At 71.1% G+C, this 26,371-nt stretch carries 23 protein-coding genes; 5 read left to right on the forward strand and 18 right to left on the reverse strand.

Features of this window, described 5'->3' with window-relative positions:
* Positions 1 to 159 precede the first annotated feature (159 nt).
* Together QM595_RS06055 and QM595_RS06060 are read left to right on the forward strand one after the other, a co-directional pair.
* Entirely contained in the window at positions 160 to 1,875 is a 1,716-nt protein-coding gene (locus tag QM595_RS06055; protein WP_415170633.1) for a cation:proton antiporter, read from the forward strand.
* A gap of 74 nt (positions 1,876 to 1,949) precedes the next feature.
* Positions 1,950 to 2,810, forward strand: coding sequence for a cation diffusion facilitator family transporter (locus QM595_RS06060; protein WP_415170655.1), 861 nt, complete (start codon positions 1,950 to 1,952; stop codon positions 2,808 to 2,810).
* Positions 2,811 to 2,829: 19 nt separating this feature from the next.
* On the opposite strand, the gene QM595_RS06065 is transcribed toward QM595_RS06060, so the two are convergent.
* The 6 genes from QM595_RS06065 to QM595_RS06090 all read right to left on the reverse strand — a co-directional run bounded on the left by QM595_RS06065 (position 2,830) and on the right by QM595_RS06090 (position 10,478).
* The gene (locus QM595_RS06065; protein ID WP_415170634.1) at positions 2,830 to 4,047 is read right to left on the reverse strand and encodes a pyridoxal phosphate-dependent aminotransferase; all 1,218 of its coding nucleotides are present in this window, start codon (positions 4,045 to 4,047) and stop codon (positions 2,830 to 2,832) included.
* A 61-nt stretch (positions 4,048 to 4,108) separates the two neighbouring features.
* Complete coding sequence (locus tag QM595_RS06070; RefSeq protein ID WP_415170635.1) at positions 4,109 to 5,641, reverse strand: class I adenylate-forming enzyme family protein; 1,533 nt, start codon at positions 5,639 to 5,641, stop codon at positions 4,109 to 4,111.
* Complete coding sequence (locus QM595_RS06075) at positions 5,638 to 6,618, reverse strand: phosphotriesterase (protein ID WP_415170636.1); 981 nt, start codon at positions 6,616 to 6,618, stop codon at positions 5,638 to 5,640. The genes QM595_RS06070 and QM595_RS06075 overlap by 4 nt, the downstream gene beginning before the upstream one ends.
* A gap of 82 nt (positions 6,619 to 6,700) precedes the next feature.
* On the reverse strand, positions 6,701 to 7,726 hold the full coding sequence (locus QM595_RS06080; RefSeq protein WP_415170637.1) for an ABC transporter permease: 1,026 nt from the start codon (positions 7,724 to 7,726) through the stop codon (positions 6,701 to 6,703).
* Complete coding sequence (locus QM595_RS06085) at positions 7,723 to 9,273, reverse strand: sugar ABC transporter ATP-binding protein (protein WP_415170638.1); 1,551 nt, start codon at positions 9,271 to 9,273, stop codon at positions 7,723 to 7,725. Before QM595_RS06085 ends, QM595_RS06080 begins: the two co-directional genes overlap by 4 nt.
* A complete protein-coding gene (locus QM595_RS06090) occupies positions 9,270 to 10,478 on the reverse strand; it encodes a sugar ABC transporter substrate-binding protein (protein ID WP_415170639.1) in 1,209 nt (402 codons plus the stop codon). Before QM595_RS06090 ends, QM595_RS06085 begins: the two co-directional genes overlap by 4 nt.
* 179 nt (positions 10,479 to 10,657) lie before the next feature.
* On the opposite strand from QM595_RS06090, the gene QM595_RS06095 reads away from it, so the two are divergent.
* A complete protein-coding gene (locus QM595_RS06095; protein ID WP_415170640.1) occupies positions 10,658 to 13,459 on the forward strand; it encodes an AAA family ATPase in 2,802 nt (933 codons plus the stop codon).
* Positions 13,460 to 13,465: 6 nt separating this feature from the next.
* Here QM595_RS06095 and QM595_RS06100 read toward each other — a convergent pair whose 3' ends face one another.
* From QM595_RS06100 to QM595_RS06145, 10 genes are read right to left on the reverse strand one after another with little or no spacing between them, the layout of a single operon-like run.
* Positions 13,466 to 14,557 carry an acyl-CoA dehydrogenase family protein gene (locus QM595_RS06100; protein WP_415170641.1) on the reverse strand — a complete coding sequence of 364 codons (1,092 nt, stop codon included), beginning with the start codon at positions 14,555 to 14,557 and terminating at the stop codon, positions 13,466 to 13,468.
* Positions 14,554 to 15,744, reverse strand: coding sequence for an acyl-CoA dehydrogenase family protein (locus QM595_RS06105; protein ID WP_415170642.1), 1,191 nt, complete (start codon positions 15,742 to 15,744; stop codon positions 14,554 to 14,556). The genes QM595_RS06100 and QM595_RS06105 overlap by 4 nt, the downstream gene beginning before the upstream one ends.
* The gene (locus QM595_RS06110) at positions 15,741 to 16,976 is read right to left on the reverse strand and encodes an acyl-CoA dehydrogenase family protein (protein WP_415170643.1); all 1,236 of its coding nucleotides are present in this window, start codon (positions 16,974 to 16,976) and stop codon (positions 15,741 to 15,743) included. The genes QM595_RS06105 and QM595_RS06110 overlap by 4 nt, the downstream gene beginning before the upstream one ends.
* Positions 16,976 to 18,004, reverse strand: coding sequence for a phosphotransferase family protein (locus tag QM595_RS06115; RefSeq protein ID WP_415170644.1), 1,029 nt, complete (start codon positions 18,002 to 18,004; stop codon positions 16,976 to 16,978). Before QM595_RS06115 ends, QM595_RS06110 begins: the two co-directional genes overlap by 1 nt.
* Positions 18,001 to 18,453, reverse strand: a complete 453-nt coding sequence (locus QM595_RS06120) for a MaoC family dehydratase (RefSeq protein ID WP_415170645.1) — start codon at positions 18,451 to 18,453, stop codon at positions 18,001 to 18,003. Before QM595_RS06120 ends, QM595_RS06115 begins: the two co-directional genes overlap by 4 nt.
* Before the next feature lie 50 nt (positions 18,454 to 18,503).
* Positions 18,504 to 19,154: an HAD family hydrolase gene (locus QM595_RS06125; RefSeq protein WP_415170646.1), complete on the reverse strand. Its 651-nt coding sequence runs from the start codon at positions 19,152 to 19,154 to the stop codon at positions 18,504 to 18,506.
* A 53-nt stretch (positions 19,155 to 19,207) separates the two neighbouring features.
* Positions 19,208 to 20,203 (reverse strand): NADPH:quinone oxidoreductase family protein, encoded by a 996-nt coding sequence (locus QM595_RS06130; protein ID WP_415170647.1) that lies wholly within the window; start codon positions 20,201 to 20,203, stop codon positions 19,208 to 19,210.
* On the reverse strand, positions 20,200 to 20,985 hold the full coding sequence (locus QM595_RS06135; RefSeq protein WP_415170648.1) for an SDR family NAD(P)-dependent oxidoreductase: 786 nt from the start codon (positions 20,983 to 20,985) through the stop codon (positions 20,200 to 20,202). Before QM595_RS06135 ends, QM595_RS06130 begins: the two co-directional genes overlap by 4 nt.
* Entirely contained in the window at positions 20,982 to 21,740 is a 759-nt protein-coding gene (locus tag QM595_RS06140) for an SDR family oxidoreductase (RefSeq protein ID WP_415170649.1), read from the reverse strand. Before QM595_RS06140 ends, QM595_RS06135 begins: the two co-directional genes overlap by 4 nt.
* A gap of 8 nt (positions 21,741 to 21,748) precedes the next feature.
* Complete coding sequence (locus tag QM595_RS06145) at positions 21,749 to 22,975, reverse strand: acetyl-CoA C-acetyltransferase (protein ID WP_415170650.1); 1,227 nt, start codon at positions 22,973 to 22,975, stop codon at positions 21,749 to 21,751.
* Positions 22,976 to 23,085: 110 nt separating this feature from the next.
* Here QM595_RS06145 and QM595_RS06150 point away from each other — a divergent pair, with 110 nt between their 5' ends.
* Entirely contained in the window at positions 23,086 to 23,679 is a 594-nt protein-coding gene (locus QM595_RS06150; RefSeq protein ID WP_415170651.1) for a TetR/AcrR family transcriptional regulator, read from the forward strand.
* Positions 23,680 to 23,722: 43 nt separating this feature from the next.
* Here the strand turns inward: QM595_RS06150 and QM595_RS06155 are convergent, their stop codons facing one another.
* Together QM595_RS06155 and QM595_RS06160 are read right to left on the reverse strand one after the other, a co-directional pair.
* Positions 23,723 to 24,481: an SDR family NAD(P)-dependent oxidoreductase gene (locus QM595_RS06155; protein WP_415170652.1), complete on the reverse strand. Its 759-nt coding sequence runs from the start codon at positions 24,479 to 24,481 to the stop codon at positions 23,723 to 23,725.
* A 29-nt stretch (positions 24,482 to 24,510) separates the two neighbouring features.
* Positions 24,511 to 25,272: an SDR family NAD(P)-dependent oxidoreductase gene (locus QM595_RS06160; RefSeq protein WP_415170653.1), complete on the reverse strand. Its 762-nt coding sequence runs from the start codon at positions 25,270 to 25,272 to the stop codon at positions 24,511 to 24,513.
* Positions 25,273 to 25,492: 220 nt separating this feature from the next.
* Between QM595_RS06160 and QM595_RS06165 the strand changes: the two genes are divergently transcribed.
* A partial coding sequence (locus tag QM595_RS06165) for an acyl-CoA dehydrogenase family protein (protein ID WP_415170654.1) occupies positions 25,493 to 26,371 on the forward strand: 879 nt, incomplete at its 3' end.

The raw sequence follows: 26,371 nt of genomic DNA on the forward strand, positions 1-26,371 counted from the left end.
CCAGGCACACCCATCGCGGCGTTGGCGCCGCTCGGAAGACGCCCGGTATGCCGTCGCGACGCCGCCTTGCGCTGCGCGCACCTGGATCCACGCATACCCCCCACGAACTTCCAGAGAGGACCACTAGCGTCGCGCGTCCGCGACACTAGACTGCGGCCGGTGGATCACCAGTTCGTGCTGATCGCCGGGGCCGGGCTCGCGATCATGATCGCGGCCTCCGTCTTCTCGCGTCGTACCGGCGTGGCGGCACCGCTGCTGCTGGTCGGTCTCGGGATCGCCGCCAGCTATCTGCCGAGCACGCCCGAGATCCACATCGAGCCGGAGCTGATCCTCGCCGGGGTGCTGCCGCCGCTGCTCTATTCCTCGGCCGTCAACCTGCCGGTGATCGACGTGCGCCGCAACCTCTCGCTGATCGCCTGGCTGTCGGTGGTCATGGTGATCGTCTCGGCGCTGGTGATCGGGGCGGTGGTCCATTGGATCTTCCCGAGCATCTCCTTCGGCCTCGCGACCGCTCTCGGCGCGGTGGTGAGCCCGACCGACGCCGTCGCCGCGACCGCGATCGGCCGCCGGGTCGGGCTGCCGCCGCGACTGATGGCGGTGCTGGAGGGCGAGAGCCTGGTCAACGACGCCTCGGCGCTGGTCGTGCTGCGCACCGCCGTCGCCGGGATCGCCGCGACCAGCGGCTTCTCGCTGGGACACACCATCCTCGACTTCACCTGGGCAGTCGTCGCGGCGGTGGTCATCGGCCTGCTCGTCGGCCTGCTCACCGTGCTGCTCCGGCAGCGGCTCGACGACCCGGTGCTCAACACCACGATCTCCTTCGCGGTCCCGTTCCTGGCCTACTTCCCCGCCGAGGAGGCGAACGCCTCCGGCGTGCTCGCGGTGGTGCTCGCCGGACTGGTGACCGGGGCGATGGGCAGCCGCCGGTTCAGCGCCCGGGACCGGCAGACCCAGGCGACCACCTGGACCACCATCAACTTCATCCTGGAGAGCGGCGTCTTCCTGGCCATGGGCTACGAGCTGCCCGAGCTGGTCGACGACGCCCGGGTGGAGACCACGACCGGCGAGATCGCCGCCCTGGTGCTGATCGTGGTGGGCCTGCTGGTGGTGCTGCGCTTCCTCGGCCTCGCCTGGCCCGCCCTCGCCGCGCGATTCGGCCCGGACGACCGTGGTGACCAGGTCCGCGCCCGGCTCGACCAGTTCGAGGAGAAGCTCGACTCGATGACCCCCGCCGACGAGCGGGAGGAGACCCGGCTGAGGTGGGCCCGGCGGCGACTGGCGCGGGGTAAGGCCGACGTCGAGTTCGAGGAGCGCGAGCCGATCACCGGCCGGGGCTCGCTGGTGCTGGCGTGGGCCGGAATGCGCGGCGTCGTCACCGTCGCCGCGGCCCAGACCATCCCTGCCGGCACCCCGCACCGGGCGAGCGTCGTACTCGCCGCCTTCTTCGTCGCTCTGATCACCCTGGTGCTCTTCGGGCTCACCCTCCCCGCGCTGATCGAGCGGATGCGGTTCCAGTCCGAGAGCGCCGAGGAGAAGCGGGACTCGGTCCACGCGCTGCTGCGCCAGGTCGGCGCCACCGCGATCGACACCCTGGGGCCGCTGGAGGAGCAGTCCGTCGACGGCCGGCCCGTCGACCCGAAGCTGGCGGTGGCGATGAAGGAGCAGATCCTGCCCCGGCTGCTGACCGGCGTCCGGCAGGTGCGCGAGACCAGGCCCGACACCATCGAGCAGACCCTGATCCTGCAGCGCCGCTATCTGGACGCGATGCGCGACGCACTCGCCTCCGAGCGCGGCATCGGCGCCTACAGCTCGCAGACCTACCGCCAGGTCGAGTCGCTGCTCGACGCCTACGAGCAGCGGATCGTCGGCGCGTAGCGGCCAACGGGCATGATGGGTCCGTGCACGACCACCACGACCACGCTCCCTCGGCGTCGGCCGACCGGCGCTGGCTGGCGGCGGCGCTCGTGCTGCTGCTCGCCTTCCTCGCCGGCGAGGTGGTCGTTGCGGTGCTCGCGCACTCACTGGCGCTGCTCTCCGACGCCGGCCACCTGCTGACCGACGTCGTCGCCATCGCGCTGGCACTGGCGGCGATCAGGCTCGCCGAGCGGCCCGCGTCCGGACTGCTGACGTTCGGGATGAAGCGACTGGAGATCCTCTCGGCCGCCGTCAACGGGATCACCCTGCTGGTGGTCGCCGCACTGGTCGCCGTGGAGGCGGTACGACGCCTCGTCGACCCGCCCGAGGTGGCCGGCTGGCCGGTGCTGGCCACCGCGCTGGCGGGCTGCGTGGTCAATGTGGCGGTGGCCTGGCTGATGGCCCGCGCGGATCGCGGGTCGCTGGCCGTCGAGGGCGCCTTCCAGCACGTGCTGACCGACCTCTACGGCTTCATCGGCACGGCAGTGGCGGCGGTCGTCATCGTGACGACCGGCTGGACCCGTGCCGACCCGATCGCCTCGCTGGCGGTCGTCGCGCTGCTGCTCTACGCGGCCTGGGGGCTGCTGCGCGACTCCGGCCGGGTGCTGCTGGAGGCGGCGCCGCGCGACACCGACCTGGTCGCCATGCGCGCGCACCTGCTCGACGTACCGCACGTGCGCGACGTCCACGACCTCCACGTCTGGACCGTGACCTCCAGCCTGCCCGCGCTCTCGGCCCACGTGGTCGTCGAGCAGGGCTGCTTCGAGGACGGCCACGCCCCGCAGATCCTCGACCAGATCACCGAGTGCCTGGCCGGTCACTTCGACCTCGAGCACTGCACCTTCCAGCTCGAGCCGCCCGGCCACACCAGCCACGAGGCCGGCGCGCACGCCTGAGTACGTGTACTGACGAGAGTCAGCGGCGGAGGGTGCCGAGGAACTCCTCGATCCGGCCGATCGCCTCGGTCAGCACGGGTACGTCGGGGAGGGTGACGAGGCGGAAGTGGTCGGGCTCGAACCAGTTGAAGCCGGTGCCATGGGTGACCAGGATCTTCTTGGCGCGCAGCAGGTCGACGACGAACCTCTCGTCGTCCTCGATGCCGAACATCTCGGTGTCGAGTCTCGGGAAGCAGTAGAGCGCGCCGCGGGGCCGGGTGCAGGTGACACCGTCGATGTCGTTGAGCAGCTCCCAGGCGGTCTTGCTCTGCTCGTAGAAGCGGCCGCCGGGGACGAGGTACTGGTTGATCGACTGGTAGCCGCCTAGGGCGGTCTGGATGGCGTGCTGCCCCGGCACGTTGGCGCACATCCGCATGTTCGCCAGCGTGGTCAGCCCCTCCAGGAAGTCCTCGGCGAGGTGGGTCGGCCCCGAGAGCAGCAGCCAGCCGGCGCGGTAGCCGCAGACGCGGTAGGCCTTGGAGAGCCCGGAGAAGGTCAGGCACAGTACGTCGTCGCCGCCGTAGGTCGCCGAGTGGTGGTGGCGGGCCTCGTCGAAGAGGATCTTCTCGTAGATCTCGTCGCTGAAGACCACCAGCTCGTGGCGGCGGGCGATGTCGACCAGCGCCTCGACGGTGTCCTCGTCGTAGACGGCACCGGTGGGGTTGTTGGGGTTGATCAGCACGATCCCGGTGGTGCGGTCGGTGATCTTGGCCTCGATGTCGTTGAGGTCGGGCAGCCAGCCGTTGTCCTCCTCGCACCGGTAGTGCCGGGGGTGCCCGCCGGAGAGCGCGACCGCGCCGGTCCACAGTGGATAGTCGGGCGCGGGCACGAGGATCTCGTCGCCGTCGTCGACGAACGCCTGGAGCGTCATGGTGATGAGCTCGGAGACGCCGTTGCCGATGAAGACGTCGTCGACGTCGGCCCCGGTCAGCCCCCGGGACTGGTAGTACTGCGCCACCGCCGTGCGGGCGGAGTAGATGCCCTTGGAGTCGGAGTAGCCCTGCGCGTGCGGCAGGTGGTGGACCATGTCCGTCACGATCGCCTCGGGCGCCTCGAAGCCGAACGAGGCGAGATTGCCGACGTTGAGCTTGAGGATCTTGTGGCCCTCGGCCTCGAGGCGCTCGGCCTCCCGCAGGATCGGGCCGCGCACGTCGTACCGGACCGAGTGGAGCTTGCGGCTCTGCCTGAATCGGCGCATACGGCCCACTGTCACATACCGGTCGCGACCCGACCCCGACGGGGTGCCCGCCCCGCCGTCGTCAGCGCAGCGGCGGACCCCAGTCCACCGCGCCGCGCAGCTGGTTCTTGATCAGCTTGCCGCCGGCATTGCGCGGCAACGGCGTGCTGACCACCGAGACGAACTGCGGCACCTTGAAGTCGGCGAGCTGGCTGCGGCAGTGGGCGAGCACCGCCTCGACGTCGACGGTCTCCTCGCCGCCGTACAGCACCGCGCCGACCTTCTCCCCCAAGACGTCGTCGGGCACCGCGACCACCGCTGCCTCCAGCACCGTCGGGGCGCTGACCAGGACGGCCTCGACCTCGATGCTGGAGACGTTCTCGCCGCCGCGGATGATGATGTCCTTGAGCCTGTCGACGATGTAGATGCGCCCCGCCTCGTCCACCCGCACGATGTCGCCGGTGTGCATCCAGCCATCGGCGAGGGCCTCCTCGGTGGCCTCGGGTCGGTTCCAGTAGCCGGACATCACGTTCGCGCCACGGGAGAGCAGCTCCCCGAGCTGGGGATCCTCCCCGATAGGCGCGACCGCGAGCTCCACCGACGGTACGGCGTAGCCCACCGAGTCCGCGTGCTCGACCGCGTCCTCGTGGGGAAGCACGGTCATCAGCGAGGCGGTCTCCGTCATGCCGTAGCCGTTGGAGACCCGGCTGTGCGGGAACGCCTGCTGCAGCGCCGCCACCAGGCTGGGCGCGATGGCCGCGCCGCCGTAGCCGACCCAGCGCACCTGGCTGACGTCGACGGAGGCGAGCTCGGGCCGGCGCAGGATCAGCGCGTAGACGGCCGGCACGCTGACCAGCATCGTGATCTGCTCGGCCGTGATCGCCTCGATCATGGCCAACTGGTCGAGCACCGGCATGATCACCGCCGAGCCGCCGACATGCAGGGCGGTCAGCAGCTGCGCGTTGCAGCCCGTGACGTGGAAGAGCGGCACGGTGATCAGGGTGCGCAGTTCCGGCCCGGTGGCCAGCTGCATGGTCCGCACCATGTTCTCCGCGTTGGCGAGGAACGCCTCGTGCGTGGTCGGCACGCCCTTGGGGCGTCCGGTGGTCCCGGAGGTGTAGAACATCGCCGCCGGATCGCCCAGGCCGAGGCCGTCCTCGACATAGGGCTCACCGTCGGGCAGCGGCGTGTCCGGGGTCAGGTCGAGCCGGACTCCGGCGTCCTCGAGCACGAAGGCGATCTCCGGAGGGGCGGAGCGGATGTTGGGGGCGACCGCGATGCCGCCCGCCATCAGCGTGCCGTAGAAGGCGATCACCCAGTCGGTGCCGGCCGGATAGCGCAGCGCGACCCTGTCGCCACGGACGACGCCCGCCGCCCGGAGCCCGCCGGCGACCCGGGTCGCGCGGTCCCACAGCTCTCGGTAGGTGAACCGCGCGCCGCCGAGCTCTGCCACCGCCTCGGCATCGGGCGTGGCCTCGACGTGCGCCGACAGATCGGCGATCAACGAGGTGGGCAGCCCCTCGTAGCGGGGGACGCCGCCGGCGTCGAGCGTGATGTCGTCGAGGGGGAACGGGTTGTGCGTGCGCGGGATCGGCCGGATGACGCTGCGGCTCATGCCCCGGCACCACCGAAGTAGCGCGCCGGGTTCTTCACCAGCATGGTGTCGATCTCGTCCTCGCTCACGCCACGCTCACGCAGTGCCGGGAGCACGTCGTCGTGAATGTGGGTGAAGTGCCAGTTCGGCAGCAGCGAGAGCGGCCCCGGCGGCGGGAAGAAGTCGGAGTAGCAGGAGGCGTCGTGGGAGAGCACCATGCTCTCCGCGTAACCCAGCCGGACCAACTCCACGACCGTGTTGATCCGGTCCTCGGTGGTGCAGTAGACGTCGATGCCGAACCGGTCCATGCCCAGGATCGCGCCGGAGTCGGCGAGCTTGCGCAGGTAGTCGATGTCGGTGCTGTCGCCGCTGTGCCCGATGACGACCTTGGAGAGGTCGGCACCCTCGGACTTGAACACCTCCAGCGCCACCAGGCCCATCTCCCCGTGAGCGTGGGTGTGGACGATGACCGGCGTGCCGGTCTCGACGTGGGCGGCGGCGACCGCGCGCATCACCCGCTCCACACCGTGGACCAGACCTGCCTCGTCGATCGCGCACTTGAGGACACCGGCCTTGACCCCGGTCCCCGCGATGCCCTTGCGGATGTCGTCGACGAAGAGCTGGGTCATCGGCTCGGGCCGGTCGAAGGAAAGACCCGGTCCGTTGAAGTGAAACTGCACCGGCTCGTCGTGGTAGGTGTAGATGCCGGTCGCGACGACGATGTTCACGTCGACCTGCTCGTTGATCCGCTGGATGCGCGGAATGTAGCGACCCAGGCCGATCACGGTGGGGTCGACGATCGTGCGGACCCCGCGAGTCGTCATGTCCCGCAGCTTGGCGACCGCGTCCGCGACGCGCTCGTCCTCGTCCCACCGATCGGGGTAGTCGGGATAGTTCTCCCGGATCTCGGTGCCGATCGTGAAGACGTGCTCGTGCATGAGCACCTGGCCGAGTTGGGCCACCTCGATCGGCCCGCGAACTGTTTCCACCTGCACCATCGCTGGCTCCTTCTGCTCGTCGTACATTCGTAATGTTGCCGTGCCCGGTCCTCGATGCCCAGCCCCGGGGTGAGGACCAGGCTCAGGTCGCCTGCCCCGAGCGCCGCCGGGTGATGTAGGCGGCGATGCCGACGGCTCCGAGCAGCGCAGCGCCGTCGAAGGCCGGCTCGACCCAGTCCGCGGCACCGGCCAGCACCAGGCCGTTGACGCTCACCGCCACCAGCAGCACGCCGACGACGGTGCCGATGACGTTGAAGCGCCCCGGCCGGATCGCCGTCGCGCCGAGGAAGGCCGCCGACAGAGCCGCGAGCGTGTAGCCGGGGCCGACCTGGGGGTTGCCCGCCCCCGACCGAGCCAGCAACAGCACCCCCGCGACGCCGGCGAGGACACCCGAGGCGGCGAAGGAGGAGAAGATGCGAGCCTTGACGTTGATGCCGTTCAGGCGTGCCGCCACCGGGTTGTCGCCGATGGAGGCGAGCTCACGTCCGTACGGCGTGTGCTGCTGCAGGTAGTAGACGACCAGTGCGATGGCGGCGACCGCGAAGGTGACCCGCGGGACGCCCACCCACAGCTTGGCACCGAAGTCGACCAGACCGGTCGGGACGTTCTTCTGGATGAACTGCCCGTGGGTGAACCAGGAGACGAATCCCTCGATGAGCGAGGTCGTGCCGAGCGTCGCGATCAGCGACATCACCCCGAAGCGGACCACGATCAGGCCGTTGACGACGCCGACCACGAGGCCGGTCAGCACGCCGACCAGCAGCGCGAGGATCCACGGGGCGTCGAGCCGCTCGAAGCAGGCGGCCGCGGTGATGGCGGACAGGCCGATATTGGCGCCGATCGAGAGGTCGAACTGGTTGCACATCAGCGGGAGCAGGATCGCCAGTGCGGCTACCGCGACGACCGTCTGGTTGCCCAGCATGTTGCGCCAGTTCGCCGCCGTGGGGAAGACGCTGTGGGTCGGCCCGTAGCAGGCGAAGAACAGGCAGAGCACGACGACCAGGAGCACCAGCGCGTAGCGCTCCAGGAAGGCCATCGGATCGAATCGGCGGCGGGGCGTGGCCCGCTCGTCGGTGAGCTCGGGCTTCGGTTCGGGCGCGGTGGTCACTGTGCTCCTCCAACCTCGGTGGCGAGGCAAAGCTCGGTGAGGCGATTCGCCTCGATGGGTGGGGTCACCTCATGGCTGACGCGACCGTTCTTGACGACCAGGACGCGATCGGCGAGGTGGGCGAGCTCCTCGAAGTCCGAGCTCACCAGCAGCACGGCCATGCCGTTCGCGGCCGCCGCGCGCACCTGCTCGTAGATCGTCAGCCTGGCGCCGACGTCGACGCCCTGGGTCGGCTCGTCAAGGAGCAGCAGGCGCGGCCCCTTGCGCAACCACCGCGCCATGACGACCTTCTGGGCGTTTCCGCCGGAGAGCGATCCGCCGGTCACGGAGTCGCGCGGCGGCCGGATGTCGTACTCGTCGATGAGCCGGCTCGCGTCGGCACGCTCCTGGGCGTGCCGCAGCCGCAGGCCCCGCCAGTAGTCGGGCAGCGCCGTCGCCGAGAGGTTCTCCCGCACCGACATGGAGGCGAACAGCGCCTCGCCGGCCCGGTCCTCGGGAACCAGCGCGATGCCGGCGTCCATGGCCTGCCGGGGCGTGGCGGCATCGGCCGGACTGCCGTCGATGCGCACCTCCCCCGCCTCCTTGGGCAGATCGCCGAAGATCGCCCGCAGCAACTCGGTCCGGCCGGTGCCGAGCAACCCGGCGATCCCGAGGATCTCTCCGGCATGGATGTCGAGGTCGATCCCCTTCAGGGGGCCGGCCACCAGTCCCCTGACCTCGACCCGTCGCTCGCGGCCGACCCGCCCGGTCGGCGGCGGGTAGTAGCTCTCCAGCGGCCGGCCCACGATCATCTCGACCAGGTCGGCCTCGGTCGCGCCGGACAGCGACCGGCTGCCGGCGAGCCGGCCGTCGCGCAGCGCCGTCACGTGGTCGGCGATCGAGAGGACCTCGCCGAGCCGGTGGCTGACGTAGACGATGGTGCCGCCGCCCGCGGCGTGCCTGCGCAGGGCCGCCAGCAGGAAGTCCACCTCGTGGACCGGGAGGGACGCGGTGGGCTCGTCGAGGACGAGGATTCCCCGCCGGCCGACCTCCTCCTCGTCCTGGAGGGCCCGCGCGATGGCGAGCATGGTCCGCTCCGCGGGCCGCAGCGCGGAAGCGAGCGTCGTGGGCCGGGCGTCGATCTCGAAGCGCTCCAGCACCTGGGTCGCCCGGCGGCGGGCCAGCCGCCAGTTGATCCGTCCGGCCCGGGTGGTCTCGAAGCCGTGGCCGATGCTCAGGTTCTCGGTCACGCTCAGGCCCGGGAAGATCGCCGGGTCCTGGTGGACGAAGTGGAGCCCCGCCGCCCGCGCCTCCGACGGGGACCACGACGCGAGCGACCGGGTGGCATCGCCGAAGCCGAGCTCACCGGCATCCGCCTGGTAGACCCCGGCAAGGATCTTGATGAGCGTGGACTTGCCCGACCCGTTGCCGCCGAGCAGGGCGTGGATCTCACCCTCCCGCACGGTGAGGTCCACGTCGGCCAGCGCGTGGGTCTCACCGAACGACTTGCGGATGCCGGTGGCGGCCAGCGCCACCGGCACCGCGAGCGTCCCTGGGGACGAGGTCACCCGACGCCCCAGATCTTCTTGTAGCCGGAGCGGTAGTCCAGGATCGTCTTCCCGCTCTCGTCGAAGTTGCCGTCGTAGTAGGCCGGGTCGGTGGGCAGGTGGTCCTTGTCGATCAGCTGCAGGCCGATGCCGGTGGAGACCGCCGGCTCGCCGGCGAAGATGCGGTTGAGCCCGTCGATCGCGGCCCAGCCGGCGCGCCAGGCCGCGGGGCCGAAGGCCGCCGACTGGCCCTTGCCCTCCTTGATCAGCTCGACATTGGGCTCGAGACCCTCGCTGCCGATGGTGATCAGCCCGGGACGGTTGGCCGCGACCGCGGCCTGGCCCACGCCGAGCAGGATGGTGGCGTCGTACTGGGCGTAGATCACGTTGGCCTCGGGGTGCTGGGTCAGTGCCGCGGAGACCTTCTCCTGGAGCTTGCCGCCGACCAGGTCGCTGAGCGTGATCGGCACCGTCTTGACGATCTCGCAGGACGTGCACTTCTCGAGTCCGGACTCGAAGCCCTTGGCGAGGTGCTGGGTGACGACCAGGTCGGTCTCGGTCAGCTCGATGACCTTGGCCTTGCCCTCGGTCTGGGTGATCGCGTAGTCGGCCTGAGTCGGCCCGAAGACGGTGTCGAGATAGTCGGCGTAGGTCTGGTCCCCGATCATGAGGTTCGAGCCGTCGAACATGGCCTCGCCGCCGTCGTCGGTGATCGGGTCGTCGCAGTCGAAGGAGTTGATCCCGTAGACCTTCAGGCCGGCCGCGCGCGCCTCGGCCAACGGCTGCTTGACCGATCGGCAGTCGACGCTGTCGAGGATGAGGGCGTCGGCCTTGGCGGTGATGGCGGAGCGGATCCCCTCGGCGTACTTGGTGGGGTCGCTCTTGCCGTCGAAGACCTGCACCCCCCAGCCGATCGCCTTGGCGGCCTCCTCGGCGCCGGAGGCGGGAGTCGCGCAGCCGGGTGCGCTGGAGTCGCACGAGATCACCCAGACCGACTTGCCGGTGGCCGCCACCGGGCCGGTGGCGGGCATGTCCCCGTCGGTGCCCTGGGTCGCGGTCTCGATATTCGCCTGCGCGGCTTGGTACCAGTCGCTGCTCGTGACGTCACCGGAGGAGTCGGACGAGCCGCTCTCCCCGGAGTCGGACGAGCCGCACGCGACCAGAGCTAGGACGGTGATCGCCGTCGTGGCGATCATGGCGGTGGACCTGAGGCGATGACGTCGCATCGATTCTCCTTCATCCGGCGGCAGGCGCCGAAACATGTCGTGCGATGTGATGCGGGCCACACCGCTGGAAGCGTCAGGAGTCTAGGAACGCCCGAGCCGGGCCCGATAGCGGTGAGATCCCTACACTTGGTTCCCTACCGGCGGGGTGGTGTCCCTACCGGGACGACGAGGAGACAGGCATGGCCACACAGCTCGACCCGGCCTCGCGAGCACGCGAGGTCGTGGCAGAGCTCGCCATGCCCGGGCCGCCACCGGTGCGGGCGTTGCTGGTGACCGGCCCTACCGGGATCGGGAAGTCCTGGCTCCTCGACGAGGTCGTCGAGCAGGCGAGCGCCACCGGTTGCTCGACCGTCGTCGCCAGGGCCCACCCCTACGACGGCTCGGTCGCCTACGCCGTCCTCCGGCAGCTGGTCGCGCATGCCCCGGAGAAGCCCACCTCGCCGCAGCGCGCCGCACTCGCCGACCTGGCCGCGGCGATAGGGTCCCCATCGGAGTCGACCGGGCCGCACCACGTGTCCACACCGTTCGCTGGCTGGCTGCAGAGCCTGGCCGACGAGCAGCCGCTCGTGGTGGGCATCGATGACGCCGATCTCACCGACGACGCCACCTTGATCGCGCTGGCGCTGGCGTGTCGCGAGCTCTCGCGCGGGCCGCTGACACTGGTCCTGACCTGCCGCGACGACCAATGGCTGCTCGGCAGCACCTTCGCCGCCACCATCGGGCATCTCGCCGAGGAGTTCGGCGAGGTGGTCAGGCTACGGCCGAGGGGCCGTGCGGAGGCCGACGCCCTGGTCGGCAAGATCCTCGGCGCCGAGCCCGGCCCGGCCCTGGCGGAGCGCATCTTCCGCGAGGCTCGAGGGGTGCCGCTCTTCACCCGGGTCGCGATCGACGCGCTGCTGGAGACCCAGGACGTCCGGGTCGAGGCCGGCCATGCCGTGCTCGTGAACGAGCTCGCCACCCTGGTGCTGAGCCAGCGCACGACCCTGCTGCACCGCATCTTCCGCACCGACTCCGACGCGCTGGCCGCTGCCCGTGCCATCGCCACCCTCGGCCGGGTCTCGATGCGTCATCTCGACGTCCTGGCCCGAGCGCTCCGGATCGACTCCACGACTCTTCACCAGGCCATCGACCGGCTGGTGGCCGCCTCCGTCCTGACGACCGAGAGCCCCGGCTGGCTCACCTTCGTCCAGCCTCTGGTTCGCGAGGCGCTCTACCAGGACCTCGGGCCGGTCGAACGGCGCCGGCTGGTGACCGAACTCAGCCCCAACCTGACCGAGGCGGCAGACGACGAGGCCGGCCTGCTCGTCCGGGCCCGGACGATCGTGGAGGCTGCCAGCCGGGGCGACCAGGACGCGGTCGATGCCGCGCTCCGGGCGGCGGACACGCTGCGGCACGGCTCCCCGGCCGCGGCCGGGCACTGGTACGAGCTGGCGCTGGAGCTGATGCCCACCGACGCGGCGGAGCGGGGCGCCGTCCTGGCCCGACAGGCGACGTCGTACTGGAAGGGCTCCCGGCCACGCCTCTCGATGACGGCCGGCCTCGCCGCGGTGCGGCTGCTGCCGGCGGGCAGCCTGCGGCAGAGCACTCTCGCAAGCACCGTCGGCGCCGCCTATGCGATGGACGACCTCCGGACCGCGCGCGAGGTGCTCGAGCTCGCCGAGCCGGAAGACCTGTCCATGGGACTGCTCGGTCAGCGGGCCGCTGTGCTGGCGCAGACCGGTGATCGGGACGCGGCCGACCGGACGGCCGCCCAGGCCTGGCGCAACCTCGAGGCCGGGGCGCTGCACGACCGGGTGCTGGCCTATATCTACCTCGGCACTGCTGCCTATCTTCGCGGCCATGGCGACCAGCTCACGACCGCGACCACCCGGCTGTCCCGGCTCGGGCACCTCGACGACCGAGACCTACCACCTCAGGTCCGGCTCAGCGCCCTCGAGACCGGGGCCGGGCTGCTGTTGTTCGACGGGCGGCTCGCCGAAGCTGAGCCGCTGCTCGCCGAGGCCGGCCGGATCACTCAGCGGATCGGCTGGAGCGACATCGGCGGAGAGGGCGCCTTCGCGCGAGTCAAGGCGATGTACTGGGCCGGCGAATGGGATGACGCCATCGCGACCATCGCGACCGAGGCGGCCCGACTGGAGTTCACCGGGCTGACTTCCAACCTGGCGAAGCTGCGCCTCGTCGAGGTCGACATCTTGCTGGAGCGCGACGAACTGCCCAAGGCCACCAGCGTGCTCCTCGCCTTGGACCGGGTCGTCGCCAGCCCGCTGTTCGAGACCGAGGTCGCGATCCGCCGAGCCCGCCTGGCCGGTGCCGAGGGCCGGCCCGCCGAGGCCCTGGCCGATCTCGACCGCATCCATCGCGCCAGCGCCGAGAACGGCTGGCGCCATCTCGAGCAGCAGACACTGCGGCTGCTGGTCTCCTGCCAGCTGGCACTGGACAACCCCGACGTCGCCACGAAGCTCGCCGACGAGCTCGCCGAGGTGGCCGCCGCGACCCAGCTGCGCGAGCCACAGTGGACCGCCGCGCTGGCCAGAGCCCGGTGTCACCACGACCTGACCGGCGCCCGGGAGGTGGCTGCCGCCGCCCGCGAGGAGGGCCAGCCGCTCGTCACCGCCGAGGCGCTGCTCGCGAGCGCCGGCAGCGGTGACACGGCGGCGTTGCAGGAGTGCCTGGACCTCCTCAGCTCGCTGCGTGCGCGGCGTCAGGTGAGGCGGGTTCTCGCACTCGCCCGCGCCCAGGGGGTGACGCTGGCTCGACCGAACCGCGAGCCCTCCTCCGACGGGCAGCTCACCGCCAGCGAATACCAGCTGGTGCGGCTGGTGCGGGAGGGACTGAACAATCGCGAGATCGCCGAGACGCTCAACTACAGCCGCAAGACCGTCGAGGCCTACCTGAGTCGCATCTATCGCAAGACCGGCACGCGCTCCCGGATGGACATGGTGGTGGCCATGCACGGGCGCGGCCTGGAGGACATCGGCTGAGGATGCCTACCCGTCGCTCGGAAGGTCGACGAGCGTGGCCAGCCGAGAGCGGTGCGCGCCAGGGGTGCCGAGCGCGATCTGGTCGGCCTTGGCGCGCTTGAGATAGAGATGGGCGGGGTGCTCCCAGGTCATCCCGATGCCGCCGTGCAGCTGGATGGCCTCCTCGGCGGCGTGGACCGCGGCGTCGCTGCAGTAGGACTGCGCCACATGCACCGCGACCTGGAGATCGGGGTCGCCGGCGGCCAGGGCCGCGGCGGCGTAGGTGGCGGCGGCCGAGGCCGACTCGACCTCGGCATAGAGGTCGGCGAACCGGTGCTTGAGCGCCTGGAAGCCGCCGACCACGCGGCCGAACTGGGTGCGCACCTTGAGGTAGGCCAGGGTCTCCTCCAGGCACCAGCGAGCCACGCCCGCCTGCTCGGCGGGAAGCAGCGCCGCGCCGGCGAGCAGCCCCCGGCGCACCGCCCGCTCGCCGTCGTCGAGGACGAGCCGCACCGGCGCGTCGGCAAGGGTCACGTCGGCGAGCTGGCGGGACATGTCCAGGGAGATCACCGGCGCGACGGTGACCGCGGCGGCGTCGACCACGCCGAGCGCCGGCCCGGCGTCGGTGGCGACCAGCACCAGCAGGGTGTCGGCGTCGAGGGCACCGGCGACGCTGGTGACGGTGCCGCTCAGCCGGCCCTCGACCCCCGCGAGCACGGGCAGCGGGTCGTCGGGCGCGGTCGAGAGCGGCACCAGCAGGGCCGCCGTACGCTCGCCGGCGGCGAGCTCGGCCAGCAGGTCGCCGTCGGTGCCCAGCAGCGCGGTGGTCGCGACGACGGCGCTGGTCAGATAGGGCACCGGAGCGACCGCGCGGCCCAGCTCCTCCAGCACCGCGGCGGCCTCCCGGGCGGAGGCGCCGGCACCGCCGCGGTCCTCCGGGACGAGCAGCCCGGCCAGGCCGAGTTCGCCGGTCAGCGACCGCCACAGCGGCGCGACGACCGATCGGTCGCCGTCGTACGACGCCGCGACGGCGCCGGGCTCGCAGCGCTCGGTCAGCAGCTGACGCAGGGTGGCCCGCAGGTCGGTCTCGACGTCGGAGGGCAGCAGGTCGAGGCTCACTTGGCCACGTCCTTCCAGGGGCGGTCCTTGTCGACCCGGTGCTCGCCGGGCAGACCGAGCACCCGCTCGGCCACGACATTGCGCAGGATCTCCGAGGTGCCGCCCTCGATCGAGTTCCCCTTCGCGCGCAGGTAGCGGTAGCCGGCGTCCCGGCCGGTGAAGTCGACCTTCTCGGGCCGCACCATGGTCCACCCCTGAGCGTCCTCGTAGCGCAGCCCCTCCTCCCCCAGCAGCTCCAGCTCCAGGCCGGAGGCCTGCTGGGCGATCCGGGCGAAGGTCAGCTTCATCGCGGCGCCCTCGGGGCCGGGCTGGCCCTGGGCGAGCTTCTGCCGCAGCCGCTGGCCGGTGATCCGGAAGACCTCGGCCTCGACCCAGAGTCGCAGCAGCCGCTCGTGCAACTCCGGGGTACGACGCTCGGGATGCTCGCGCCAGGTGCGAGCGAGGACGCCGATCATCCCCGACTCGCGCGCGGCGGACCGGCCGATCGAGACCCGCTCGTTGTTGAGCGTCGCGTTGGCGACCCGCCAGCCCTCGCCCTCGGCGCCGAGCCGCTGGCTGTCAGGGATGCGCACGTCGGTGAGGAAGACCTCGTTGAACTCGGCCTCGCCGGTGATCTGCCGCAGCGGCCGGATCTCGACGCCGGGGTCGGTCATGTCGCAGAGGAAGTAGGTCAGTCCGGCGTGCTTGGGCAGGTCGGGGTCGGTCCGGGCGACCAGGATGGCGAGTCGCGCGTTCTGGGCGCCGGAGGTCCACACCTTCTGGCCGTTGACGACCCAGTCGTCGCCGTCACGGACCGCCCGGGTCGAGACGTTGGCCAGGTCGCTGCCGGCGCCCGGCTCGCTGAACAGCTGGCACCACGTCTCCTCTCCGGTCCACAGCGGCCGCAGGAAGCGGCGCTTCTGCTCCTCGGTGCCGAAGGCCAGGATGGTCGGCGCCGCCATGCCCAGGCCGATGCCGTTGCGGCCGGGATCGTTGGACGGCGCGCCGGCTCGCTCCATCGCCGCGTCCACCACCGGCTGGAGATGCTGCGGCAGGCCGAGGCCGCCGAGCCCCTCGGGATACCAGACCCAGGCGAGGCCGGCGTCGAACCTGGCACGCAGGAACTCCAAGGGAGCCTCCCCCGCCGGGTCGTGCTCGGCGAGGAAGGCGGCGACCCGCTGCTCCAGACCGGTGGTGGACTCGCTCACGACCGCCGCTCGCGGGCGGCGGCCCGGCGGCGCAGCTCGGCGCGCGCCAGCGCGTTCTTGTGAACCTCGTCGGGGCCGTCGGCGAACCGCAGCGTGCGGATCCCGGCGATCATGCTGGCCAGCGGGAAGTCCTGCGAGAGCCCGCCGGCGCCGTGGGTCTGGATCGCCTTGTCGAGGATCCACTCGACGGTGGCCGGGGTGGCGATCTTGATCGCCTGGATCTCGGTGTGCGCCGCCTTGTTGCCGGCGGTGTCCATCAGCCAGGCGGCCTTCAGGGTCAGCAGCCGCAGCTGCTCCAGCCGCACCCGGGACTCGGCGATCCAGTCGCGGATCACCCCCTGCTCCGACAGCGGCTTGCCGAAGGCGACCCGCTGCTCGGCGCGGTCGCACATCAGCTCGATGGCCCGCTCGGCGGTGCCGATGGAGCGCATGCAGTGGTGGATCCGGCCGGGGCCGAGCCGGGCCTGGGCGATGCCGAAGCCGTCGCCCTCGCCACCGATCAGGTTGGTGATCGGGACCCGGACGTCGGTGAAGGAGAGCTCCGCGTGGCCGCCGTGCTCGTGGTCGTCGTACCCGAGGACGTGCATGCCGCGGTGGATCTCGAACCCGGGGGTGTCGCGAGGCACCAGGATCTGGGACTGCTGGCGATGCCGGTCCGCGGTCGGGTCGGTCTTGCCCATCACGATGAAGATCTTGGCGTTGGGGTTCATCGCCCCGGTGATCCACCACTTGCGGCCGTTGAGGACGTACTCGTCGCCGTCGCGCTCGATCCGGGTCTCGATATTGGTGGCGTCGGAGGAGGCCACCGCCGGCTCGGTCATCGCGAAGGAGGACCGGATCTCGCCCGCGAGCAGCGGCTCGAGCCACTCCTTCTTCTGCTCCGGGGTGCCGAACTGCGTCAGCACCTCCATATTGCCGGTGTCGGGGGCGGCGCAGTTGAGCGCGGCCGGCGCCAGGTGGGGGCTCCGGCCGGAGATCTCGGCGATCGGCGCATACTGCAGGTTCGTCAGACCGCCGCCCTCCTCGCCCGGGAGGAAGAGGTTCCACAGGCCGCGTCGACGTGCCTCCGCGCGCAGTTCGCCGAGGATGGGCGCGGAGTCCCAGGCCCAGGGATCCTCGAGCTGGCCGAGCTGCTCCTCGAAGACCGGCTCGGCCGGGTGGACGTGACTGTCCATGAACTCGAGCATGCTCGCCCGCAGCTCCTCGGTGCGGGCGTCGTAGCCGAACTCCATCAGCTGTTCTCCTTCATTGCGTTGAGGCCGGCGTCCAGCAGCACGTGGATGCTGTCGCCGACCTGGTCGAAGCCTTCGCCGACCGTCTGCCCCTGCAGATAGCGGTAGTGGATGCCCTCGAGGATCGCGGCGAGCTTGTACGCCGCCAACCCGAGGTAGAAGCCGAAGCGCGACAGGTCGCGCTCGCTGCCCGCGGCGTACCGCGCGATGATCTCGTCCTCGGCGAGGAAGCCGGGGGCCAGCGTCACGGTGCTCACCGCCGTACGACTCTCACTGCCCAGTCGGCCGTAGACGAGCATCAGCGCGAGATCGGTGAGCGGATCGCCGAGGGTCGCCATCTCCCAGTCGAGGACGGCCGTCATCTGGTCGTCCTCGTCGACCAGGACGTTGTCGAGACGGAAGTCGCCGTGGACGATGCCGGTGGCCGACTCCTCCGGGACGTCGGCGGACAGCAGCCGGTAGAGCTCGTCGGCGGCGGGCAGGTCGCGGCTGTACGACGCGTCGAGCTGTGCCTTCCAGCGGCGCACCTGTCGGCCGAGGAAGCCCTCGGGGCGGCCGAAGTCGGCCAGGCCCACCGAGGCGGGGTCGACCGCATGCAGGCTGGCCAGGGTGTCGACGAGCCCCTCGGAGATCGCCCGGGTCCGCTCCGGGCCGAGCGGAGCCAACTCCTCGGCGAAGCGGTAGGGCGTGCCGCTGCAGCGCTGCATGAGATAGAACGGCGCGCCCAGGACGTCGGTGTCGGTGCACAGGCCGTAGGTCCGCGGCACCGGCACGGGGGTGTCGCGCAGCGCGGTCATCACGCGGTACTCCCGGCCCATGTCGTGGGCGGTGGCGAGCACGTGACCCAGCGGCGGACGGCGCACGATCCACTCCTGGGTGCCGTCGGAGACCACATAGGTGAGGTTGGACTTGCCGCCCGCGATCAGCGTGGCGGTGAGGTCCGCCCCGGTGCCGGGCAGGTGCTGTGCCAGCCAGGCTCCGAACCGGCCCAGGTCCAGGCCGGGCAACTCCGCCCCGGTGGCCGTCACGGCACCACCACGGAGAGCATGTCCACGACGCAGGACGGCTTGTCGCCGCCCTCACGCTCGACCGTCACCCTGGTGGCGACCTGGAACCCGAGCGAGCTCGGGGTCACCCCGGTCAGCTCCACGCCCGCGCGCACCCGCGACCCCACCGGGACCGGAGAGGGGAAGCGCAGCCGGTCCGCGCCGTAGTTGACGCCCATCTTGACACCCTCGACGCGGTAGACCTCGCTGGCCAGCATCGGCACCAGCGAGAGCGTCAGGAAGCCATGAGCGATGGTGGTTCCGAACGGCCCCGCGGCAGCCTTCTCGGCGTCGATGTGGATCCACTGGTGGTCACCGGTCGCGTCGGCGAACTGGTTGACCTGCTCCTGGGTGACGGTGTGCCACTCGGAGTAGCCCAGGTGCGACCCGACGGCCGCCTCGAGCTCGGGAATGCCGTTGAAGACCTGCATCTCTTCTCTTCTCTCAGTCGTTTTTCTCGGTCGACGCCACGCTAGATGACCTAGACGGGCCCGAGCAGCCCGGGAACCATCGCGGCCAGCGCCTGGGTGGTGCTCCGGGGGTCGGTGTGCAGCAGTGCCCGCAGACCGGCCCGGCGGGCACCGAGGATGTTGGGCTCCCCGTCGTCGACGAAGAGCACCCTGTCGGCGGGCACTGCGAGGCCGTCGAGCGCTCGCTGGTAGATCTCGGCCTGCGGCTTGCGCAGACCCAGCTCGGAGGAGATCACGACTGGGTCGAAGAGCTCGTCGATGCGTGGTCGCGGGTAGGTGTTGCCCCAGCTGTTGGAGAGCAGACCGACCTTCAACCCGGACCGGCGCAGCGTCTCGACGAGCGCGAACATCTCCTCGTCCGGCTTCATCAGGGCGAACATCCGGCTCAACAGTCCCTCGACCTGGATCGGCCGGCCGTCGATCGTGCGCAGCTCGGCCGCGAGAAGTGCCTCGAACTCGGCCCCGCTGACCTCACCGGTCTCGAGCTGATGGATCGGCGTGACCCAGTCGACATCGCGGGAGAGCCATTGCTTGAGGGCCGCGCTGAACGACCTCGGGTCGATGCCGTCCTGCTCCTGCCAGGCGGCCAGGGAGACCCTGGGCGGCACGGTGAGCACGCCGCCGTAGTCGAACAGCACGGCGTCGACCAGCGCCTGACTCACGCCATCACCCCTCGCTGCGCTCGTGGCCGCCCTCGGCTCGCTCGCAAGCTCGCTCACTCGGCCACCCCGGCGTCGTACACGACGCGTCCGACGGTGACCCCGTCGGCGAGTCGCTGCACCCCGTCGGCGACCTGGCCGAGCGGGAGCCGCTCACTGACCAGCGGAGCGATCAGGCCCTGGTCGGCGAGCTCGGTCAGCGCCTGGTGGCACTCACGCACCGCAGCGGGGTCGTACTGGTTGTAGAGGCCCCAATGCAGGCCGACGATGGAGTAGTTCTTGATCAGCGCATGGTTGAGGGCGGCGGACTGGATCTCCCCGCCGGCGAAGCCGATGACCAGGATCCGGCCCTCGAAGGCGATGCACTTGGTCGAGCGCTGGTAGGTCTCCCCGCCCACCGGGTCGTAGATCACGTCGGCGCCGCGGCCGCCGGTCTCCGCCTTGACGACCGCGACGAAGTCCTCGGTACGACGGTCGACCACCACGTCGGCGCCCAGCCGTCGGGCGACCTCGGCCTTCTCCGGGCCGCCGACCACGCCGATCACCCGGGCGCCAGCCGCCTTGCCGAGCTGGATCGCCGCCGAGCCGACCCCGCCCGCGGCGGCATGGACCAGCAGGGTCTCCCCCGGCCGCAGTTGCGCGCGGCGGTGCAGCCCGAACCAGCCGGTCTGGTAGCCGATGTAGAGCGAGGCCGCCTGGGCGTCGTCGAGCGAGGCCGGCGCGGGGAAGGTGGTGGCGAGGTCCATCAGGGCCAGCTCGCCGAAGCCGCCATGGCGCAGGTCGCCGGAGCCGAGGACCCGGTCGCCGACGGCGAAGCCGGTGACATCGGCCCCGAGTGCGACCACCTCGCCGCACAGCTCCACGCCGGGCGTGAAGGGCAGCTCCGGGCGAACCTGGTAGAGGCCGCGGCACATCAACGCGTCGGGGAAGTTGGCCGGGGAGGCCAGCACCCGGACGAGCAGCTGTGCCGGCCCCGGCTCGGGGTCCGGGAGCTCGACCAGCTTCATCACCTGGGCCGGCTCGCCGAGCTCGGCCACCTGCCATGCCCTCATCGGGACTCCTCTTCTTCGTTCTCGAGTTGGCGCTGCAGCCTGTTCATGCCGCGCAGCCACCGGTCGGTGTCGGCGGCGCGGCCGCGGTAGTAGTCGGCCACCTGGGGGTGCGGGAGCACCAGGAAGCGGTCCTCGCGCAGCGCGGTCATGGTGGCCTCGGCCACCTCCTCGGGCGTCACCGCCCCGTCGGCGACCAGCAGGCTCTCCATCGGTCCGGAGTTGGCCAGCATGTCGGTCTGCACGCCCTGCGGGCAGATCGCGTGCACCGAGATGCCGCGATGCCGGTAGGTGGCCGAGAGCCACTCGGCGAAGCCGACCGCACCGTGCTTGGTCGCCGAGTACGTCGCGCTGCCGAGTGCGGTCAGCAGGCCGGCCGCCGAGGCGGTCACGACGAACCTGCCCTGGCCGCGCTCGAGCCAGCCCGGGACGAGCAGCCGGGCGGCGCGCACGTGCGCCATGGTGTTGACCTCCCAGCTCGCCGCCCACTCCGCCTCGGTGGCGTCGAGGCCCAGGCCGCGGACGATGCCGGCATTGGCGAACCAGGCGTCGATCTGGCCGAGGTGCTCGCTCGCGGCGGCCACCAGCGCGGCGATGCCGGCCTCGGTGGCGCCATTCCCCGGGACGGCGTACGCGCCGATCTCGGCGGCGGTGGCCACGGTGCGCTCGGGGTCGAGGTCGTTGACCACGACCCGGGCACCCTCGCGGACCAGCCGGGCGGCCAGCGCGCGGCCGATGCCACCGGCGGCGCCGGTGACGACGACGCCCTGACCGGCCAGGCTCATTCGACGACCCCGGTCAGGCTCAGACCGCCGTCGATGACGACCAGCTGGCCGGTGATCCAGGAGGCCTCCCGCGACAGCAGGAAGGCGACCGCGCTGCTGATGTCGTCGGGCTCGCCGAGCCGCTGCAGCGGATAGCCGGCCGCGACGGCATCCTCGCGGCCCTCGTAGAGCGCACTGGCGAACCTGGTCTTCACGACGGCCGGCGCCACGGCGTTGACCCGGATGTCGGGCGCCAGCTCGACGGCCAGTAGCTCGGTCAGGGAGATCAGCATCGCCTTGGTGGCGCCGTAGAACCCGATCCCGGGCGAGGGCCGCACGCCGGCCAGGGAGGAGACGTTGACGACGGCGCCGCCGTGCTCCCGCATCCAGCCGCGGTGGACCTGCTGGGTCCAGGCCAGCGCGGCGATGCAGTTGACCTCGACGGTCTTGCGGGCGACGTCCAGGTCGAGCTCGACGACGGGCCCGTACGCCGGGTTGATGCCGGTGTTGTTGACCAGCAGGTCGACGCTGCCGAAGGTGTCGATCGCTCGCTGCACGGTCTCGGCCTGGTGGTCGCCGTCGTCGGCCCGGCCGGCGACGGCCAGCGCCACCTTCGGGCCGCCGAGGTGGGCCACCGCCTCGTCGAGCGCCTCCTGCTTGCGGGCGGTGATCACCACCCGGGCGCCGTCGGCGACCAGCCGCTCGGCGATCGCCAGGCCGATGCCCCGGCTGGCGCCGGTGACGATCGCGGTCTGTCCCTCGAATCGCTTGCCCATCTGCAACCTCAGCTCAACCGCTCCAGCACCATGGCCATGCCCATGCCGCCGCCGACGCACATCGACTCGACGCCGAACTGCTTGTCATGCGACTGCAGGGAGTTGATCAGCGTCGCGGTGATCCGGGCGCCGGTCATGCCGAAGGGGTGTCCGACCGCGATGGCGCCGCCGTTGACGTTGAGCTTGTCCAGCGGGATGCCGAGCTGCTGGGCCGAGCCGAGCGCCTGGACGGCGAAGGCCTCGTTGATCTCCACCAGGTCGATGTCGTCGAGGGTCAGGCCGGCGCTCTTGAGCGCGGCCGGGATCGCCTCGACCGGGCCGAGGCCCATGATCTCCGGCGAGAGGCCGGTGACCGCGGTGGAGACGATCCGGGCCAGCGGCGTCAGGCCGAGCTCCTTGGCCTTGGTGTCGCTCATGATGACCAGCGCGGCGGCGCCGTCGTTGAGCGGGCAGGCGTTGCCGGCGGTGACGGTGCCGTCGGGCCGGAAGACCGGCTTGAGGCCGCTGATGCCCTCCAGCGTCGTACCCGGGCGCGGGCCGTCGTCGGTCGAGACGACGGTGCCGTCGGGCAGCGTGACGGGGGTGATCTCGCGGGCCCAGAAGCCGTCCTCGATCCGCTGGCAGGCGAGGTTCTGGCTGCGGACGGCGAACTCGTCCTGCTCCTGCCGGCTCATGCCGAGGACCTGCTGGACGTTCTCGGCGGTCTGCCCCATCGAGATGTAGACGTCGGGGAGGGCGCCGTCCTCGCGCGGGTCGGTCCAGGTCGCCGCGCCGCCCTCGGCGCGAGCGGCGGTGCGCTGCCCGGCCTCGGCGAACACCGGGTTGAGCAGGTCCTGGCCCTCGATGTAGTCGCTGTTGCCCTTGAAGTAGCGGCTGACCGTCTCGACGCCGGCGGAGATGTAGGCGTCGCCCTCGCCGGCCTTGATGGCGTGGAAGGCCATCCGGGTGGTCTGCAGCGAGGAGGAGCAGTAGCGGGTGATGGTGGCACCGGGGAGGTGGTCGTAGCCGGCCATGACGGCGACATTGCGGGCCATGTTCCAGCCCTGCTCGCCACCCGGGAGCCCGCAGCCGAGGATCAGGTCGGTGATGTCCTTGGGGTCCAGCTCGGGCACCTTGGCGAGCGCCGCCTGGACCATCTGGAGGGTGAGGTCGTCGGGGCGGATGTCCTTGAGCGACCCCTTGAACGCGCGTCCGATCGGCGACCGGGCGACGGAGACGATGACTGCTTCAGGCACTTCTTCTCCCTTTCAACTAAGCGATCGCTTAGTATTGATGAGGCCTACTATGCACCAGCCCCGGGAGCCGGTCAATGCTGCCCCCGGGGTCGACGGAGGGGAGGACGAGCATGAACGCGAGTCGCGCCGCGCGCGGCGGCGATAACCGCGACCGACTGCTGCGGGCGGCGGTGCGGGCGTTCGCCGAGCGGGGCTTCCACGGCACCACGACCCGCGACATCGCGGCCGCGGCGGGGCTGAGCCCAGCAGGGGTCTACGTGCACCACCGCTCCAAGGAGGAGCTCCTCTACCAGATCTCCCACAGCGGCCACGAGCGCACGCTGGCCATGGTCCGAGACGCGGTGGCCCGGGCCGACACCCCCGTCGACCAGCTGCGCGGCGTGGTCGGCGACTTCGCCCGTCACCATGCCGAGGAGAACACCAGCGCACGGGTGGTCAACTACGAGCTCGCCGCGCTCAGCCCGGAGCACGTCGCCGAGATCCGCGAGCTGCGCCGGGAGATCAGCAACGAGCTGCGCGAGCTGGTCGAGCGCGGCGTCGCCGACGGCTCCTTCGACTGCCCCCGGCCGCGGATCGCGGCCACGGCGGTGCTGTCGCTGGGCGTCGACATCGCCCGCTGGTATCGCGAGGACGGCGACCTGTCCCCCGACGATCTCGCGGCGGCGTACGTCGACATCGCACTCCGGGTCGTGGGCGCCCGGTAGCCCTCTCGGCCCAGCGCTCTCGGCCCAGCTTCAGCCCAGCGTTTCAGCCCAGCGTCACGCCACCGTCGACGTAGAGCGTCTGGCCGGTGATATAGGAGGACTCGTCGGCGGCCAGGAACGCCGCGGCAGCGGCGATGTCCGCCGGCTCGCCGGTGCGGCGTACCGGATTGGCCTGGGCGGCGGCGGCGCGGAAGTCCTCCACGCTCATGCCGACCCGCGCCGCGGTGGCGTCGGTCATCTCGGTGGCGATGAAGCCGGGCGCGATGGCGTTGACGTTGACGCCGTACGGCCCGAGCTCGATCGCCAGGGTCCGGGTGAAGCCCTGCACGCCCATCTTGGCGGCGGAGTAGTTGGCCTGGCCGCGATTGCCGAGCGCCGAGACCGAGGAGACGTTGACGATCTTGCCGTACTTCTGCGGCACGAAGACCGCCTGCGCGGCCTTGCTCATCAAGAAGGCGCCCTTGAGGTGGACGCCCATGACCAGGTCCCAGTCCTCCTCGGTCATCTTGAACAGCAGGTTGTCGCGGGTGATGCCGGCGTTGTTCATCAGGATGTGCAGGCCGCCGAGCTCCTCGACGGTGCGCTTCACCGCGGCCTCGACGTCCTCGGCCTTGGCCACGTTGGCGCCGACGCCGATGTGCTTCGCGCCCGGCAGCCGGCTCGCCGCCTCGGCGGCGGCGGACTCGTCGAGGTCGACGACGGCGACGCTGGCGCCCTCCTCGGCGAACCTCTCCGCTACGCCGAACCCGATGCCGCGTGCGGCGCCGGTGATGATCGCGACTCGACCGTCGAAACGACCCATGGTGCTGTTCTCCTTCTGGTGGTTGCTACTCAAGCGATGGTGAGGCCGCCGTCGACGGCCAGGGTCTGCCCGGTGACATAGGTGGCGGCGTCGGAGGCCAGGAAGACCAGTGTGGCCGCCAGCTCGGTCGCCTCCCCGACACGACCCGCCGGGATGCGGGGCAGTTGCCCGTCGAGATAGCCGGGCGGGTACTCGTCGGTCATCTCGGAGTGGAAGAAGCCCGGCGCGAGGGCGTTGACCCGGATGCCCCGGCGACCGGTCCACTGCTGGGCGAGGTCGCGGGTCAGCCCGATCACGGCGGCCTTGGAGGAGACGTACGCCGCCTGGGGCAGGCCGGCGGTGGTGATGCCGAGCACGGAGGCGATGTTGACGATGGTGGAGCCGGGCCGCATCACCCGGCCGCACGCCTGCGCCATCCAGTAGGCGCCCTCGAGGTTGACCGCGAGCACCCGCCGGAACTCCTCCGGCGTCTCCCGGGTGGCGGGGACGGCGCTGGCGACACCAGCGTTGTTGACCAGGGTGTCGACCCGGCCGAACTCGGCCATGGCGGCGTCCACCAGTGCGGTGCACGAGTCGGGGTCGCTGACGTCGGTCTCGACGACGAGCGCGCGGCGGCCGGTGCGCTCGACGGAGGCGGCGGTCTCGCGGAGTCGGTCGACCCGCCGCGCGCCGAGCACCACATCGGCGCCGGCCTCGGCGAGGTTCTGGGCGAAGGCGACGCCGAGACCGCTGGAGGCGCCCGTCACGACGGCGACCTTGCCGTCGAGCCGGAACAGATCGAGAACCGCCATCGTGCTTCCTCTTGCCTTCGGGACATGGTAGAACTAAGCATCCGCTTAGATAAGCGCCCGCTTAGAATGGCATGGGCTCGACGAAACTGTCCAGAGGGGAATCGGTGCCCGCTCTCAGCCACCGCCCCGCGGCGGTGGTCCGGCTCAACGCCGACCTTGCGCTCCGCATCGCCGGGGCACCGCTTGACGTCTCGATCCCCGACCTGGAAGGAACCACCCCATGAAGCGCGACATCTACGACGAGGACCACGAGGCCTTCCGGGCCTCGGTCAGGGAATTCCTCGACCGCTCGGTCGTCCCCCACGTCGAGCAGTACGCCGAGAACCACGCGATTCCCCGCGAGGTCTGGCTCGAGGCCGGTAAGCAGGGCTTCCTCGGCCTGGAGATCCCCGAGGAGTACGGCGGCTCCGAGGCCGGCGACTACCGCTTCAACGCCGTCCTGGGCGAGGAGTTCGCCAAGGTCAACCTGGCGCTCAACAGCTGCTGGGGCATCCACGCCGACATCACCGCCCCCTATCTCGTCGGCCTGGGCACCGAGGAGCAGAAGCAGCGCTGGCTGCCGGGGGTGGCCTCCGGCGAGATCCTGCTGGCCATCGGCATGACCGAGCCCTCCGGCGGCTCCGACCTGGCCGCGCTGAAGACCACCGCCGTGCGCGACGGCGACCACTGGGTGATCAACGGCTCCAAGACCTTCATCACCAACGGCAACTCCGCCGACCTGGTCCTGACCGCGGTGCGCACCGACCCGGAGAAGGGCGCCAAGGGCATCACCCTCTTCGCCCTGGAGACCACGCTGCCGGGCTTCTCCCGCGGCCGGAAGCTCGACAAGGTCGGTCAGGACGAGTCCGACACCGCCGAGCTCTTCTTCGAGAACGTCCGGGTCACCGACGCCGAGATCATCGGCGAGCTCAACCTGGGCTTCATCACCATGATGCGCAACCTCCCCCAGGAGCGCCTCGGCGCGGCCGTCGGCAATATCGCGCACGCCAAGCAGATCCTGGTCGAGACGCTGGCCTACGCCAAGGACCGCAAGGCGTTCGGGCAGGCCATCGGGCAGTTCCAGCACAACAAGTTCCTGCTGGCCGAGCTGTTCACCCAG

Source organism: Nocardioides sp. (assembly GCF_047607185.1).
Classification (GTDB): domain Bacteria; phylum Actinomycetota; class Actinomycetes; order Propionibacteriales; family Nocardioidaceae; genus Nocardioides.

Bases quoted from the DNA above. Each gene is read 5' to 3' on its own strand.
- QM595_RS06140 (WP_415170649.1), bottom strand. From the start codon at position 21,740: ATGGGCAAGCGATTCGAGGGACAGACCGCGATCGTCACCGGCGCCAGC.
- QM595_RS06160 (WP_415170653.1), bottom strand. From the start codon at position 25,272: ATGGCGGTTCTCGATCTGTTCCGGCTCGACGGCAAGGTCGCCGTCGTG.
- QM595_RS06150 (WP_415170651.1), top strand. From the start codon at position 23,086: ATGAACGCGAGTCGCGCCGCGCGCGGCGGCGATAACCGCGACCGACTG.
- QM595_RS06065 (WP_415170634.1), bottom strand. From the start codon at position 4,047: ATGCGCCGATTCAGGCAGAGCCGCAAGCTCCACTCGGTCCGGTACGAC.
- QM595_RS06120 (WP_415170645.1), bottom strand. From the start codon at position 18,453: ATGCAGGTCTTCAACGGCATTCCCGAGCTCGAGGCGGCCGTCGGGTCG.
- QM595_RS06095 (WP_415170640.1), top strand. From the start codon at position 10,658: ATGGCCACACAGCTCGACCCGGCCTCGCGAGCACGCGAGGTCGTGGCA.
- QM595_RS06110 (WP_415170643.1), bottom strand. From the start codon at position 16,976: ATGGAGTTCGGCTACGACGCCCGCACCGAGGAGCTGCGGGCGAGCATG.
- QM595_RS06130 (WP_415170647.1), bottom strand. From the start codon at position 20,203: ATGAGGGCATGGCAGGTGGCCGAGCTCGGCGAGCCGGCCCAGGTGATG.
- QM595_RS06090 (WP_415170639.1), bottom strand. From the start codon at position 10,478: ATGCGACGTCATCGCCTCAGGTCCACCGCCATGATCGCCACGACGGCG.
- QM595_RS06155 (WP_415170652.1), bottom strand. From the start codon at position 24,481: ATGGGTCGTTTCGACGGTCGAGTCGCGATCATCACCGGCGCCGCACGC.
- QM595_RS06135 (WP_415170648.1), bottom strand. From the start codon at position 20,985: ATGAGCCTGGCCGGTCAGGGCGTCGTCGTCACCGGCGCCGCCGGTGGC.
- QM595_RS06070 (WP_415170635.1), bottom strand. From the start codon at position 5,641: ATGAGCCGCAGCGTCATCCGGCCGATCCCGCGCACGCACAACCCGTTC.
- QM595_RS06075 (WP_415170636.1), bottom strand. From the start codon at position 6,618: ATGGTGCAGGTGGAAACAGTTCGCGGGCCGATCGAGGTGGCCCAACTC.